The sequence below is a fragment of the Leptobacterium flavescens genome (assembly GCF_010671605.1).
Lineage (GTDB): Bacteria > Bacteroidota > Bacteroidia > Flavobacteriales > Flavobacteriaceae > Leptobacterium > Leptobacterium flavescens.
The window spans coordinates 393,794-408,629 of record NZ_JAABOO010000004.1 but is presented as its reverse complement, the minus strand read 5'-3'; the positions used below and the strand labels follow the sequence as shown (position 1 = coordinate 408,629).

At 38.1% G+C, this 14,836-nt stretch carries 18 protein-coding genes; 9 read left to right on the top strand and 9 right to left on the bottom strand.

What is annotated here, in order from left to right:
* Positions 1–407: 407 nt before the first annotated feature.
* From GWK08_RS18210 to GWK08_RS18190, 5 genes are all read left to right on the top strand, one after another.
* On the top strand, positions 408–1,058 hold the full coding sequence (locus tag GWK08_RS18210) for an NAD(P)H-binding protein (RefSeq protein ID WP_163608673.1): 651 nt from the start codon (positions 408–410) through the stop codon (positions 1,056–1,058).
* A gap of 38 nt (positions 1,059–1,096) precedes the next feature.
* Positions 1,097–2,131 carry a bestrophin family protein gene (locus GWK08_RS18205; protein ID WP_163608672.1) on the top strand — a complete coding sequence of 345 codons (1,035 nt, stop codon included), beginning with the start codon at positions 1,097–1,099 and terminating at the stop codon, positions 2,129–2,131.
* Positions 2,132–2,363: 232 nt separating this feature from the next.
* Positions 2,364–2,855 carry an SRPBCC domain-containing protein gene (locus GWK08_RS18200; protein WP_163608671.1) on the top strand — a complete coding sequence of 164 codons (492 nt, stop codon included), beginning with the start codon at positions 2,364–2,366 and terminating at the stop codon, positions 2,853–2,855.
* A gap of 20 nt (positions 2,856–2,875) precedes the next feature.
* Positions 2,876–3,784, top strand: a complete 909-nt coding sequence (locus GWK08_RS18195; RefSeq protein ID WP_163608670.1) for an oxidoreductase — start codon at positions 2,876–2,878, stop codon at positions 3,782–3,784.
* 50 nt (positions 3,785–3,834) lie between these two features.
* Positions 3,835–4,743 (top strand): helix-turn-helix domain-containing protein, encoded by a 909-nt coding sequence (locus tag GWK08_RS18190; protein ID WP_317168165.1) that lies wholly within the window; start codon positions 3,835–3,837, stop codon positions 4,741–4,743.
* A gap of 230 nt (positions 4,744–4,973) precedes the next feature.
* On the opposite strand, the gene GWK08_RS18185 is transcribed toward GWK08_RS18190, so the two are convergent.
* Positions 4,974–5,363 carry a DUF4345 family protein gene (locus tag GWK08_RS18185; protein ID WP_163608669.1) on the bottom strand — a complete coding sequence of 130 codons (390 nt, stop codon included), beginning with the start codon at positions 5,361–5,363 and terminating at the stop codon, positions 4,974–4,976.
* Between the two features lie 58 nt (positions 5,364–5,421).
* On the bottom strand, positions 5,422–6,132 hold the full coding sequence (locus GWK08_RS18180) for a helix-turn-helix transcriptional regulator (RefSeq protein WP_163608668.1): 711 nt from the start codon (positions 6,130–6,132) through the stop codon (positions 5,422–5,424).
* A gap of 207 nt (positions 6,133–6,339) precedes the next feature.
* On the opposite strand from GWK08_RS18180, the gene GWK08_RS18175 reads away from it, so the two are divergent.
* The 4 genes from GWK08_RS18175 to GWK08_RS18160 all read left to right on the top strand — a co-directional run bounded on the left by GWK08_RS18175 (position 6,340) and on the right by GWK08_RS18160 (position 10,304).
* Positions 6,340–6,888: an RNA polymerase sigma factor gene (locus GWK08_RS18175; protein ID WP_163608667.1), complete on the top strand. Its 549-nt coding sequence runs from the start codon at positions 6,340–6,342 to the stop codon at positions 6,886–6,888.
* Positions 6,872–7,402 (top strand): hypothetical protein, encoded by a 531-nt coding sequence (locus GWK08_RS18170; RefSeq protein WP_163608666.1) that lies wholly within the window; start codon positions 6,872–6,874, stop codon positions 7,400–7,402. The genes GWK08_RS18175 and GWK08_RS18170 overlap by 17 nt, the downstream gene beginning before the upstream one ends.
* Positions 7,389–8,780, top strand: a complete 1,392-nt coding sequence (locus tag GWK08_RS18165; protein ID WP_163608665.1) for a hypothetical protein — start codon at positions 7,389–7,391, stop codon at positions 8,778–8,780. Before GWK08_RS18170 ends, GWK08_RS18165 begins: the two co-directional genes overlap by 14 nt.
* 108 nt (positions 8,781–8,888) lie before the next feature.
* Positions 8,889–10,304 (top strand): serine hydrolase, encoded by a 1,416-nt coding sequence (locus GWK08_RS18160; protein ID WP_163608664.1) that lies wholly within the window; start codon positions 8,889–8,891, stop codon positions 10,302–10,304.
* Between the two features lie 117 nt (positions 10,305–10,421).
* On the opposite strand, the gene GWK08_RS18155 is transcribed toward GWK08_RS18160, so the two are convergent.
* From GWK08_RS18155 to GWK08_RS18125, 7 genes are all read right to left on the bottom strand, one after another.
* Complete coding sequence (locus tag GWK08_RS18155; protein WP_163608663.1) at positions 10,422–10,997, bottom strand: MarR family winged helix-turn-helix transcriptional regulator; 576 nt, start codon at positions 10,995–10,997, stop codon at positions 10,422–10,424.
* 50 nt (positions 10,998–11,047) lie between these two features.
* Positions 11,048–11,662 carry a hypothetical protein gene (locus tag GWK08_RS18150; protein WP_163608662.1) on the bottom strand — a complete coding sequence of 205 codons (615 nt, stop codon included), beginning with the start codon at positions 11,660–11,662 and terminating at the stop codon, positions 11,048–11,050.
* Positions 11,663–11,923, bottom strand: a complete 261-nt coding sequence (locus tag GWK08_RS18145) for a DUF2024 family protein (protein WP_163608661.1) — start codon at positions 11,921–11,923, stop codon at positions 11,663–11,665.
* A 63-nt stretch (positions 11,924–11,986) separates the two neighbouring features.
* Complete coding sequence (locus GWK08_RS18140; protein WP_163608660.1) at positions 11,987–12,220, bottom strand: thioredoxin family protein; 234 nt, start codon at positions 12,218–12,220, stop codon at positions 11,987–11,989.
* A gap of 27 nt (positions 12,221–12,247) precedes the next feature.
* The gene (locus GWK08_RS18135) at positions 12,248–12,982 is read right to left on the bottom strand and encodes a hypothetical protein (protein WP_239524954.1); all 735 of its coding nucleotides are present in this window, start codon (positions 12,980–12,982) and stop codon (positions 12,248–12,250) included.
* Positions 12,983–13,142: 160 nt separating this feature from the next.
* Positions 13,143–13,769: an MBL fold metallo-hydrolase gene (locus tag GWK08_RS18130; RefSeq protein WP_163608659.1), complete on the bottom strand. Its 627-nt coding sequence runs from the start codon at positions 13,767–13,769 to the stop codon at positions 13,143–13,145.
* A 108-nt stretch (positions 13,770–13,877) separates the two neighbouring features.
* Entirely contained in the window at positions 13,878–14,768 is an 891-nt protein-coding gene (locus GWK08_RS18125; protein ID WP_163608658.1) for a helix-turn-helix domain-containing protein, read from the bottom strand.
* Between the last annotated feature and the right edge of the window lie 68 nt (positions 14,769–14,836).

Sequence of the window (14,836 nt, the reverse complement as noted above, 5' to 3'; positions counted from 1 at the left end):
CGAGATGCTCGAGATGACAAATCCAACAACTAACAGCTAACAACCAGCAACCAAATTCCAAATTCCTTAATCAACTCATCTCCAAATCAACAAATCAAACAAGCATATCTCAATACTTTGTACTCAATACTTAATACTAACCGCTAATAACAATCAACCAACAACCAACAACCAACAACCAACAACCAACAACCATCAACCAGCAACCAGCAACCAACAACCACACTCCAATAAACTTAATCTTTATTAATTTATTTATCTTAAAGACACAATTCTGGAAAATATATACAAGCTTCCGAAAAATGTATACATTCATCTAACCAATGCGGCTTATTTTCGTATTATGGAGTTGTCAGCAAAAATTCAAAGGTTGTTTTTGTCTCTGTCTTCACATTAATCAATTTTAAATGAAAAAAGTAATTATAGCGGGTGCGTCGGGTATGACAGGTAATTTGGTTTTGGAACACTGTCTGTCTTCTTCAGAAATTGTTGAAGTGACTTCTTTGGCCCGTACAAGAACGAACAAGGAACATTCCAGGCTAAACGAAGTGATCATCAGTGATTTTACAGATTACTCCCGGCAGGAAGATCTGTTTCATGGCGTAGATATTGCCTTTTTCTGTATCGGGGTTTATACCGGGCAGGTACCTGGCAAAAAATTCAGGGAAATAACCGTTGACTATGCTATCGCATTTGCAGAAGCTGTAAAAAGAGGCAATCCAAATGCCAGGCTTTGTTTTTTAAGTGGCGCGGGAGCAGATCGCACCGAAAAAAGTAGTGCCTCCTTTGCCAGATATAAAGGGATGGCCGAAATTCTGATCTCTGAACTGGGATTGGACTTTCACACTTTCAGGCCGGGATACATTTATCCGGTAACTCCCCGTAAAGAACCCAATTTAATGTACCGCATCTTAAGAATACTCTATCCATTGCTAAGATTAGCAGGATCTAATAGCAGTATTAAGTCGACCGAACTGGCAGCTGCTATGTTTCAAGTCGGATTAAACGGTGCGAAAAGTGAAATTTTAGAAAATAGAGATATCCTGGAATATGCTTAAACATCTTTCCAGGGTGAATGAAATAAAATTGAATCTAAATGTTGGTCAATAAGAATATAACACCATTACAAATTATCATTTGGACATGGCAGCATATTTTGTGGTTACTTTTTGTAGCAGGCTTTATTGCTTTCCTATATGCTTTTGAGATAATTCCTGTATCGCTTCCCTGGTTGCCTGTTTCTGTTATAGGTACTGCCGTTGCATTTTATGTCGGATTTAAAAACAATAGTGCTTATGACCGTATGTGGGAAGCCCGAAAAATCTGGGGAGGTATTGTTAATGACAGTCGAAGCTGGGGAATGATGGTCGATGGGTATATTTCCAATCTTTTCAGAGAATCCGAAGCAAGTGAATCGGCAATTCACCAAATCAAGAAGCGGCTAATCCACAGGCATATAGCATGGTTATATGCACATCGTAGTCAATTATTGGTAGCTACACCGTGGGAGCATGTCAGCCAGGGAGGGCGCGTCGCCAGAACAGCCAGACACTATCAAAAGAAATTTGGTATTGGACTGGTAGATGATGAAGTAACCAGAACCGAACTACGACTCTTCCTGCAAGAAGATGAGCACGACCGATTGATCAATTATACCAATACAGCTACACAAATAATCAATCAGCAATCGAGGGATTTAAAAATGCTGCGGGAAGAGGGGTTTATTGACGATTTTCGCCATATGGAAATGGAAAATGTCCTCAAAAGCTTTTATACCCTTCAGGGGAAAAACGAACGCATCAAGAAATTTCCACTCCCCCGTAATTATGCAAATATGAGTCGGGTTTTTGTTGGAATTTTTGTTTTCCTTTTGCCGTTTACCATGATTCCCGAATTAATGAAATTAGGGGATTGGGGCTTCTGGTTGTCCATCCCTATTACAGCCTTAATTAGTTGGACATATGTAATGATGGAAGTCATCGGCGATTACTCCGAAAATCCTTTTCAGGGAATGGCTAATGATATTCCCATGCTTTCATTATGCCGAACTATTGAAATTGATCTGAGAGAGATGCTGGAAGAAAAAGAAATACCGCTTCCGGTAACAGCCAAAAACGGCATTTTAATGTGATTTAAGTAATAAAACTTTTAAACGATCCCAGCCCGCTTCTCAAAACTGGAAAATATATACAAGCTTCAGACAAATGTATACGTGAGCTGAGTTAACGGGTTATAATTTTGACTTCAGTAAACGGTTAAAGAAGATTTAATTCCTTAAGTGTAAGCAATCCGATACTTAAAAATAAAGTTGCCATCATCAGAGATCAGTATTCTTTAACCTAAAATCTAAATAAGTTCAAATTATGAGTACTTCCTATAATGAAAATGTCAAGGTAGAAAAGCTGAGCGCCTCACACCGTACTATTTATACAGATATCATTATTGATGCAACACCGGAAGAGGTGTGGTCTGTTTTAACCGACACGGCCTCCTATAGGGATTGGGCAGTTTTTCTGGTAGATATTCAAGGTGAGATCAAGGACAAAACTAAAATAACCGTCGTTTTTCAGATCAATCCCAGGAAAACGAAACTAACTACTATCGAACATACGATTTCGGTAAATGAGGGGAAAGAATTTTACTGGGCTGAAAAAGGCCCGGGAGGTATAAGAGACAATCACCACTTCAAAGTGGAATCGACCGGTGATGGAAAAACCAGATTTATCCAGTCTGATGAAATTATGAAAGGGATTACCTGGCTGGCAGGTGGTAACTTATCAAAAATATATGCGGAAGGTTATCAGGCGTTCAACCGAAATCTTAAAGCAGAGGTGGAGCGAAGATTTACTTCATAACGGATCTAAAACTCAACATTATGGATTTTAATTTGAAAAATGTCCCTTCGCAAAAGGGCAGGATCGCCATCGTTACGGGTGCCAATAACGGTATTGGTTTTGAAACTACATTAGCGATGGCAAAGCATGGATTTAAGACCATTATGGCTTGTCGGAATATCGCCAAAGCCGAAAAGGCTAAAACCGAAATTTTGAGTAAAGTCCCGGCTGCTGACCTGGACATCCTTCAATTGGATCTAAGCAATTTGGAAAGTGTAAAAACTTTTGCCAAAAATTTCAAAAGCAAATACCCGCAGTTGAATGTGCTCATTAACAATGCAGGTGTTTTGGTGTACTCTGGCAAAAAGAACAAGGTTGGAGTGGAATTACAATTTGCCACCAATCACTTAGGGCATTTCTTATTGACCAATTTATTGATCGGGTTAATGCCCGACAGTTCGGCATCCCGTATAGTAGCTTTGAGTAGTCTGGCACACAAGGCAGCAAAGATCCACTTTGATGATCTAAACTGTGAAAAAACGGACGATCCCGATGCTCCATACGGTCAGTCCAAATTGGCCAATTTAATGTTCGTCGATGAACTGAACAGGCGGCTAAAAAGAGCTGGTAAAAAAACAGTCGCGCTTGCCGTACATCCCGGTGGATCTGATTCAGGTCTGTTTGACGAAATGTCCAAAGTGAAGTATTATACATTTAAGATCCTATCTCCATTCATTTTAAACTCGAATGCTTCCGCTGCCAAACCTTCTCTTTTTGCAGCTTTAAGCTCAGATATAAAAGGAGGTGAATATCTTGGTCCGCAGGGCTTCAATGAATTTAAGGGAAAAGTAGGCTTCGCTAAACGCAGTGATTATTCAAAAAGGGAAGATGTAGCTAAAAAACTTTGGCAATTATCGGAAGAGATGACAGGTCAATCATTTTTGATCTAGTGCAAATTTTTAAAAAAAACAGTATGTTTATTCCTGATAAATCCAAACCGGTGCAAGAAATAGTACATATAGAAAGCATTTCAGATATGCATGATGTCTTCGGATTGATCAAGCCAAAACATCCGTTGGTATCGGTCATCCGATTCAAAGACGCTGATATCAGGTCAGAATATCATCATATACGTTGCTCTTTCGGGATGTACTGTATTACCCTTAAGAATGAGACTGAAGGGAGTATGGGGTACGGCAGAAATTCCTATGACTTTAATGAAGGTTCCATGCTGTTTATAAAGCCCGGACAGGTTCTAAGCTATGACGGACATCAATCTTCTGCCGAAGACCCCGGTTGGGCTTTGTTGTTCCATCCGGATCTTATCAGGAAATCCGGATTGAGTAAATCGATCGATAATTATTCGTTTTTCTCTTACGATATAACCGAAGCTCTTCATATTTCTGATGAAGAAAAACAATCGCTCAATGAACTGGTAACTAAAATTGAAAAAGAATACCACCAACTTATTGATCGTCACAGTCAAAAGCTGATCATCTCTAATATTGAATTGTTATTGGATTACTGCACGCGCTATTATGACCGTCAATTTTATACCCGTACCAATCTCAACAAAGACGTTTTGGCAAAATTTGAGAATTTACTGAAAGATTATTACACCGACGAAAATCAGCTACGCATTGGAATCCCCACCGTGGACTATTGCGGAAAAGAACTTCATATGTCTTCCAAATATTTAAGTGACCTGTTAAAAAAAGAAACAGGCAAGAGCGCAAAGAATCATATTGATGACTTTTTGATAAACAAAGCTAAAAATCGCTTGTTGCGTTCTTCCGAATCAGTTAGTGAAATAGCTTTTGCTTTGGGATATGAATATTCTCAGCACTTTTCCAAAACCTTCAAAGCAAAGACCGGAATAAGTCCCAGTGAATATAGAAGTTTGAATTAGAAAAAATGCCTGTAAAGCGTAGCAATAAACAATGAGCAATAATCAATGATCAATGGCTAATGGCTAATGGCTAATGACTAAAACAACGATTTACGATTTAGAAATTATGAATGTTGAAGGTTAAATTTTAAATGCTCAGTTTAAATCCTATCTCTCGACTGCGCTCGAGATGACAAACCCAACAACCATCAACCAACAACCAACAACCATCAACTAACAACCATCAACCATTAGAGATCATTTAAAAATAAAAGCCCAAAGACGTTTGCTGCACCTAAAAAAAGCTCAAAGAAGATCCCCTGGATTATTTGTTTATTCGGTTTTCCATCAGCAGCTATACCGATAAATCTACCAACTGCAAATCCAAGAAAGATCAGAATTGCAATAACAAATGATGTAAAGGTTAATTCAGGGATAAATGTCCCCAGTAAAATAATTATACCGCCAAATAACTGAACAGAACTAACGCTTCTGATTTCGTTTAACAGGTTAACTTCTTTTTCAAGTTTAATTCCTGAATTCTTTAAAAAGGCATTTATAGGGTTACTTAATCTCATTGCACCGACAAAGAGTAATAAAAGACCTGATAATGATAAAATAACGATTTTGATAATTTCCATTTTGTAATGTTTTTAATATTCTGAGGCAAACATAAAATGGAGTTGTGACAAAGATGTGTCAGGGGTGTTTTTGATTTTGCACATATTCTTCAAAATACTTTTGCATGGTCATATTATGTGGGGTAAATGTTTCGTTTTGAACGGTAAGTGCTTTGATGAAATCAATTCTAAAATTCCTAAAATCATTTCTTAGCCGGCAAAAAGCAATAAGAAGAAAGTTCCCGTTGATACTATAAATGGCAAAAGGTTCAATAATTCGGGAAGTTTGTTTTTTTTCGGAAGAATGATACTCAATCTTTATTAACTGAAAATGTATGATCGCCGATTGGATCTGCATCAGATTGTCACTTGTTTTTTCCTGTTTGTTATTGCCTCCAAAGTATATTCTTTCGGCCAGCAGATCTGCATTTCCCTTTTGTGAATACCTTAAGATCGATTTTATTTTTTCAATGGCACTGGAAGCATTTTCAACCAGAGACTGATCTTTATTCTTAATTACTATCTGCTCTAAAGTTATAAGAGCATTCGCTTCTTCTTCCGTAAATAAAACGGGAGGAAGATGGTAGCCTTCCATAATAGAATATCCTTTACCTTCTTCAGTTACAATGGGTATTCCGGATTTTTCCAGGGTACGAATATCCCGGTAAATAGTCCTGACACTCACATTATGTTTTTCGGCAAGATATTTTGCCGTAACAATCCTTTTGGATTGAAGTTGAGTTATTATAGCTGTTAACCTCGAAAGTCTGGGTTTTTCTTTTTCTTCCATTTTACCCTATATAAAAACACAATGAAAACCTATATCTTCGATCAAGCTCCAAAAGCCAGATCAAATCAATAATTGCAATTTAAAAATTACATCCCTCCCATCCTAATTGTTACTCTAAGCCATTCTTTTTTGCAACCCTTCAAAAAATCCTTTGTCTTTAAAAATAAATGACAAAGCGCTGAAGATCCATAAAGGAGTATTTTCAATATGATTGAATCAAAATTAATTGCAGATTGTAAAGTAAATGATAAAAAGGCCCAGATAGAGCTTTATCGCAGGTATAATCAAGCTATGTACAACGTCGCCTATCGATTATTGCGAAATACGGAAGATGCTGAAGATGTAATCCAGGAATCTTTTCTAAGTGCCTTTAAAAAAATACATCAGTTTAAAGCAGAGGTCACTTTTGGTGCATGGATTAAAAAAATAGTTGTAAACAAGAGCATTAATCATTTAAAAAAAAATCAATTAAGTGTAGTTGATATTGATGAAACCGATCATACCTATATGGAAACAGAGCAGAGCGACTGGACGTTAAGCGGAGAAGTAGTTTTGAAGAATGTCAAGGAGATGATCAATGTACTCCCTGAAAAGTATCGATACGTTGTCATGTTATATCTTATCGAGGGTTATGATCACAAGGAGATCTCCGAAATACTGAATATTTCTGTCGCTGCATCAAAAACACAGCTTATGAGAGGTAAGATAAAATTGAGAAAAGCATTAAAATTAAGAGGTTATGGAGAAAGATCTTAAGGAATTATTTGAAATAGAACGTCAGGTAGACCATCCCAGAAAACCCGATCATGAAGCCAGATTTATAGAAAGGCTTTATGAAGAGTTGCCAAATAAGAAGAAGTCCTCTCCTCTTATGCTCAAAATTGCGGCTTCTATTGTATTCCTGATAGGGATTGCAGCTGCTTCCTATTCCTTGTTGAGTCCTCGATCGGGCTCTGCGAATAACTTTAGTCTGAGTCAGTTATCACCTGAATTAAAGGAAGTTGAAAGCTACTACACCTCAAATATTGAGATCATTCTAACGCAGATAGAAAAAAATAAAGAAAACAGGGGCTTTGAGGGTCGTTATCTCCAGCGTTTGTCCATCTTACAGGAAGAATATGAAATTCTTATTTCTGAAATAAAAGAAGAAGGACCTAACACTTTTAACGTAAGTGCTATGATCAATAATCTGAGATTGCAGCTGGAGCTTTTACAAGAATTAAACAGAGAAATCACATCATCAAAAAACAAAAATTATGAAATCATTTAAATATCAAACCGTACTACTCCGATTATTAGCGCTAATATTTACAATAGGTGTCAATGGTCAAAGTTTTACGAAATCAAAGAAACATAGAATTCCTGTTGGGAACACTACCACTATAGAAGTGATCAGTAGCTATACCAATCTTGAATTCGAGCAGACCGAAGGCAACGAAATTGTAATAGAAGCCGTCATGCAGATTGATGGACTTTCCCAAAAGGAAGCAGAGAAGTACTTTAAAAAATGGAAAGTTGTAGCCGATCACAAAAATGATAAAGTGGTGCTGAGTTCTTTGCTGAATGATGCTACAAATACCAATTGGCAAAGACATAGTTATTATGAAGGGTATTTTTTAGATGAAACCCAGTTAACAGCCATTTCCGATGAAATCGGAACTCATAAAAATGCTAAGTCTACCGGCGAACAGAAAAATGCATCAAATACGCAGAACACCGGGAAGTTCGATCAGGAAGCATATATAAATGAAGGAGACGCCTACTTATTAAAATGGCAAAAAGAGAACAATGAAAAGATCGGCAGGAGATGGTTCAATAAAACCCGGGAAGAGCGTATAGCTATGCTAAAAGGTGTAAAAGCTGCAAAGAGCGATCTGCCTTCCAAAGGATCAAAGTCTTCAAAAGAAGAAAGATCAGACATAGCTCATAGGATCCAACAGGAGGCCAGATCCGGGAAAAACCGACTCCCATCCGCCAATGTTCGTCCTTTAAAGAAGCGAACGGTCATTAAAAAAACTTTGAAAATAGGTGTTCCCAAAAAGCTTGGCCTGTCCATTAATATGAAACATGGAAAGCTTGTATTGCACAATCAAATATCAGATATCCGGGCAGAACTGAAGCATGCCCTCCTCGAAGCAGAAACCATAAGTGGCAGTAAAACCAGAATAAAAGGTATTTTTTCAAATTTTGAGATCGGTCACTGGCAGGCAGGTAAACTGGATGTAGCTTTTTCAGGTTTTGCTCTGATCAAACGGGCAGATCAGCTTTCGGTAACCTCAAACTCATCGGTAGTTTCTGTTGATGCCGTTACAAAAAGTATTGACGCTTCGGGAAACTTTAAAATGCTCAATATAGAAGCTTCATCATCCATCACATATGCTAAGATCGATGTGGTGGACAGTAAAAAAGTGTGGGTAAAGCTGCCGGATGCCCCCTATAATCTATATTACAGAGGAACTGATTCCAGGCTTATACATCCCGAAAAATATTCATTAAAAACAGGAAGAAACCGTTCGGAAAAGATCCTGGAAAATGCTCCGTTAAAAAATAAGGAGCGATATGTAGATATCAAGGCATTGGCCAGCGTCATGCAGATCTATGATATCCCCTGGGAGGACCTGAAAATTAAAAATCTGGAAGACCTGTAATATTTCGACAAGCACCGAACTACAAGCAATCACACGAATGCACTTTCTTTAGAGTCTCTTCGCTTTGGAGGAGTCCAATCCGTATAAATTCATTTAAATCAAAAAACCATGAAAAACATTAGTTATCTACTAATAGGACTCTTTATGTCCATATGTCAGGCACAAAATGACAACAAAAATTACACCGATGCTTTTAAATTAATCGATGTCTGGCTGGAGTCTCAAAAGGATTACGAAGCTATTCCGGGAATAACAGCCATGGTAGTTCGAGATCAGGATCTGGTCTGGAGCGGAGCTTATGGAAAATCCAATATTGAACAGGATACAGATATTAAGCGATCAACTCTTTGCAGTATCTGTTCAATAACCAAGACGTTTACAGCAGTTGCAATAATGAAATTAGTTGATGAAGGAAAAATCAAATTAGATGACAAGGTCAAAGATATTCTTCCTCATTTCAAGGTCGTACAAAAGTATCCTGATGGAGGTTTTATCACTATTCGTTCTTTGCTTTCTCATTCCTCCGGATTACCCAGGGATTCCGGCCACAATTACTGGAGTGCTCCCGATTTTCCTTTTCCTTCAGAAAATGAGTTGAATGCCGTATTAAAAGAACTGGAAACCGAAAGCCCGGTTGGAGCTAACCTCAGCTATAGTAACCTCGGATATGCCCTGTTAGGGCAGATAATTGAACAGGTATCCGGAATGCCATTTGAGCAGTACCTTAAAACACATGTCCTGATCCCTTTACAAATGTCTGATTCGTATGTGGGAATCAAAGGATCTTTATACGGAAATAAGCATGCTGTTGGCTATACGGCGGTTAACAGGAATGGGATAAGAAAACGCGCAAATTTATATCAAACAAAGGCCATAAGTCCGGCAGCAGGGCTTTCAACCTCAATTTTAGATCTTGCAAAATACGCCTCCTGGCAATTTCGGTTAAGGAATGCTTCGGTCAAAGAAGTACTAAACCCTTCAAGCCTGAGAAAAATGCATGAAGTACAATCCGAAAGTAAAAACGGTTCAAGGACCTGGGGCTTCGGGTTCGAGGTTTTTAGTGATAAATCGGGTAATAAATGGGTGTCGCACGGCGGGATCTGCCCCGGCTACGTTTCCTATTTAAAAATGAACCTGACCAATAAAATGGGGTATGGTCTTATGGTAAACTCCAATAGGGTCAATGCCATTCAATTAATAAATGGCATAATGGGTATTATGAAAAAAGCAGGGTCGATCTCAAAGAATGATGCTAAAAACATTGATCTGGAAGAATATACGGGCTATTATAATTTAAATCCGTGGAACAGTGAATACTATATCTCCAGGTGGGGCAAGGGTTTGGTTGCTTTGTATTTGCCGGCAAAAAACCCTGTTGACTCCATGTATTTTTACGAGCATAAGGGGAACGATACTTTTCGCTTAATCGGCTCTGATGAAGAGATTGTCTTTAAGCGGGATAAAAACGGAAAGGTATATCAGGTCCTAAACGGAGGGAATTATCATCCTAAAATGAAGTATTGAGTCCCGATAGCTATCGGGATGAGTACAAAGTATTGAGTACAGAGTATTGAGATTTGGAATTTGATACTCCGAAGCCTAAGCGTAGGAGTATTGGAATTTGGAGGTTGGAATTTCAACCTACCCCACCCGGGCCTCCTCATATTCGGGACAGTCCAGTCTTATATCACTATCCAGGAGTTCCTTTTCCAGAAAATGGCAATAATGCCTTCCCCCATCAGCTTTATAAAATGTACAGCCAAAGCAGGTCCTTTGTACATCCAGAATACCGGAGCGATTTAATTGATAGATCAGTGTAGCAAGCGTTTTGTAAAGTGATTCCAGATCTTCTTCGCCGATCTTGTCCAGTTGTTCTTTGATCGGATCGGCAAAATTTTCTGTCTGATTAACAATTTGCCTTCCTTTGAGGGATAACATTAAAGTATAACTCCGGTTATCTTCGGAGGAAAAGTCCTTTATCAATAACTCTTTATTTACCAGTACGCGTATTGCATCGCTGATCGTCGGTTTTGTAACATTAAATTCTTTTGCCAGATAACTAACATTGCATAATTCCTGTTTGTGGTAGGTGATAAAATTGAGAATTTGTATCTGTATCGGGCTTAATTTCAGGTTTTTGGCCTGCTCCCAGAGAAGCACTTTAAACACTTCTGAGATCCTGCTTAAACCCGCAATAATTTTTGTATTCAAATTCATATCATCAATTAATCTTTCACCCAAAGTTAGTAATCCTTATTAAACACCCTTCATTCGCTGAACTTATTTATCGCATTCTCGATATTTTCATAATGTACATGCCCGAACCAGTGAGATAATATATCGTAATCCGAGTTAAACAATACAAAACTGGGAGTTCCCCTGAGGCCGTTCAGAGTAAAGGTCAATGCTGTCTTCTCCAGAGAATTGAGATAAGCGGCAACTCTATTCCTGTAGGATACTTTTTCAAATTCAGGTAGCGTATCAAATCCGGGAGTACTGCTACAGATATTGTCTAGGATCCTGTCAAGATCGGGCAACTCCTTTTCTATCTTATCCATTGCTACGGGAAAGTCCAGGGAGTACGGGAGCTCTTCAAAGCCTTGCTGTGCCATAAACCGTTTTGTTTCCCCAACCAGGAAGCCCTCTTTAACCAGGCGTTGTGTATTCTCCTCCGTATTTCTGTCGAAATCTTCAAAAGCGGTCGATAGTGCCAGAAAAGATATATCCCCGTTATTCCATTGTTCGTATAGCCTGTTGAATACGGGCAACGCATAGGAAAAACATCCCGGACAGTTTACCTGGAACACCAGTAGAAGGTTTAATTTTTTAAGTTCGAACTTTCCCTGAAGTTCCTCGTCAAAATATAATTCAAGTTTTTTCATCTAATTGCAATTCTCCATTTCAATAATATAAAATCCTTTCTCCCTTATTTCCTTTTCCACATGAGCGGGAGCCGTTTCCATATGACAAAAATTACATTCTTTGGTCGTGAGTTTATAATCGGAAATTCCCTTGTAATTCAGATAGGCTTTTCCATAGGAATAAACATCTTCCAGATCTGTATTATCTTCCACTAAGATATCAAAATGCATTATTGTACTTTCATCTTTTGGTACATATGTATCGTAAACTGAAACTTTCATAATTATTATTTTTTAATGCAGGCAGCACCAAAACGGCACTGCCCGCACACATTACCTGATCAACTACCCTCTTACATCTTTCATGGACGCACCAAAATTGATGTGCAATACGTTTCCGTTAGGCGTTACAAGCGCAGGAACGGATTCAACTCCTGCTCTTTCTGCTTCTTCTATTCGGCCTCTGATCTCTCCGATGTTTACGATCTCAAGATTATCGCTCCCGATCAGATTAACAATATCGTGTTCAGCACTTACGCAAACCGAACATCCTGCGTGATAAAAAATTGATTTACTCATGATTTAGTTTTAATTAAAATTTGACGTTTATTTCTTTTCAACTTTATAAGGAAGAGATAGATCTCCGGATGCCACGCTGTAAACTGCATATACCCCCAGCATAGGCATATTTTTTTCTTTCCATCCGGTATTCACCTGCATATACGCTGCAACACCGTCAAAAGAAAATTCGGTAACATTCTTCATTCTGAATGTAGGGATCACCACTTTTATCGAATTTCCCTTTGTAACGACATTAAACCCGGGAGAATCCAGGTAAATAGGCATGCCCGGAAAGGTTGTAGGGCGTTTAAGGTCTTTGTTATCCACATCAAGGCTTTTTACACTTAAGCCTCCGGGAACTCTCTCGTCCTGTACCAGAACCACCCAATGCGGATGCCAGATAACACCCTCTGCGGTATTGGTAGGATCGCCATCCATATCTTCATCCCATAACGGGGTATCATCAAAATCGGGATGGGAAGTTAAAGCCATAGCAACGATGCCTTCAACCTGAGAGAAGCCTATATCAGAAGATTTTAAACTTGTAGGGAATACATAGCCCAGAACGGGTGCTCCATCTACACTCCCCACTGCCTTTGGCGTACTTTCACCCGCTTTTCCCTTAACGCGGATATCAAAAATATGATGCTCGAGATCGCTGTCATAGGTAACCTTTACGGATGTAATCTTCAGATCATCGGACGATCTGAATCCGGGATCTTCATTTGTCTTTATCTGGGCCGTACAGGAAACAAATAACAGCCCTAACAGAAGTGACATTAATTGATTTTTTTGAACTTTCATTGTATTTGTTTTTGAATTAGAGTTCAAATATAGTTAGGATTCCTAACTAATAAAAATACACTTCATAGAAAAATTCTATTTAACTATTATTTCATTGATGATTTATAACCGGTAATTGAAAAAAACGGGGTGCAGATTACAGTCTTTCCACAAGTTTATCGATAATTTGATGCCATTCTTTTTGGGTGACTTCTACCGCCCTGTTTCCTCCTACACCAACACTGGGCATTATAACATCTACCTCTAATTGTCTTAGGGTCATTAAACTTTGCTTTAAATCGCTATAATTCCCTCCGTCATGTGGCATTACGATAAAATTCCATTTCCCGTTATCCAGATAAATGGTATCTCCCGTAAATAAGTAGGATTTTCCAAAAGGCGACCGGTAGTAAAAGCACATATTGTTATCGGTATGACCCGGTGTAAAAATTGCTTTTAGGCGAGATGAGAGCTGGGTTGTTTCATTAAAAATCACCATATCATCTACATCTTGTTTTAAATAAGATACCGCATTCCGGTGAATACATACAATTGCATCAAAATCCGATAGGTTAGCAAACATTGCGGGCATAAACTCATGGTGATGACTGATATATTGATACTTTGGGCTCCCTAAAGTTTTAATATGGGCAATTTCGTCGGGAGCATTAGAATAATACAGCAATACATTGCCATCATCCGTAGCAAGTAAATAGGTTCTCATATCCATACCGAAATGACTGCCTTGTTCTGATTGCCATAAATCCGGATATAATTGTCTCATTCTTTACTTTATAAATTAATTAGTTGATGCTTTTCGTATTACCAGGATGCAAAATTACCAACTAATTAACCATATAAAATACTTAATACAAGGTAATAATGGTGAATATTAAGGTTTATTGCGAAATTGTCTTGGTGTGAGTAATGTGTGCTTTTTAAAATACTTTACAAAATTCGAATTGTCTTCAAAACCCAGGTCAAAAGCAATTTCAGATATAGAAGCGGAGGACTGTTGCAACAAGGATTTAGCTTCCAAAATTAAATACTCATCTATGACCTGTTTTGCCGTTTTTCCCGTAGCTCTCTTTACACATTCTGATAAGTAGATAGAACTGATATTCAGTTGCCCGGCATAATATTTAATAGGTTGATGTTTATGGGGGGTTTGCTGAATTAAATTCTCAAAATAATATGTGATTTCCTCACTGCGGTTTCTGGTAAAATATATCCCTTCATTAAAGGCCATTTCTCTTTTGGCTTGAAATAAAAGCAAGCTTAGATACGCTCTGATCATTTCGAGGCTATCTTCTGCCCCACGCTGATATTCGTGATATATATTCTTAAAATAACTCACAAAAAGCTCCTGTTGTTGACGATTTAGAGCGAAACTGGACAGTGTATTATTATTAAAATACGGAAAATTGCGATAGAGATTAAAAACGTTGGAAGCAAAAGGCAAAAACTCCGGTCTGAAAAGTATTATAAAACTTATCGGATCTCTGTCGATATCGGATACACTCCAACTAACCACTTGTCCCGGCGAAACAAAAGACAAATTATATTCCAAAGCGTTAGCAGTTCTGTCATTAATAGAAACCTGTGCATCATAACCCATAGCAAAGGAGATCTCAAAGTAGTTGTGTACATAGGAAACCTCAGGCATATTTTCGCTATGATCTGTTTCTTTAAACTTTCCTATATAAAAATCCGCATGCTTAAGCTGTGGTAATCGAATATCACGTAAAAAATCATTGATATCATTATAATGAGTAACTGACATTAACCGAAAGCTTTTGTTTTAACCTGGAAAAGATATTAAAAACATCATAATCATCATTAAATTACTTA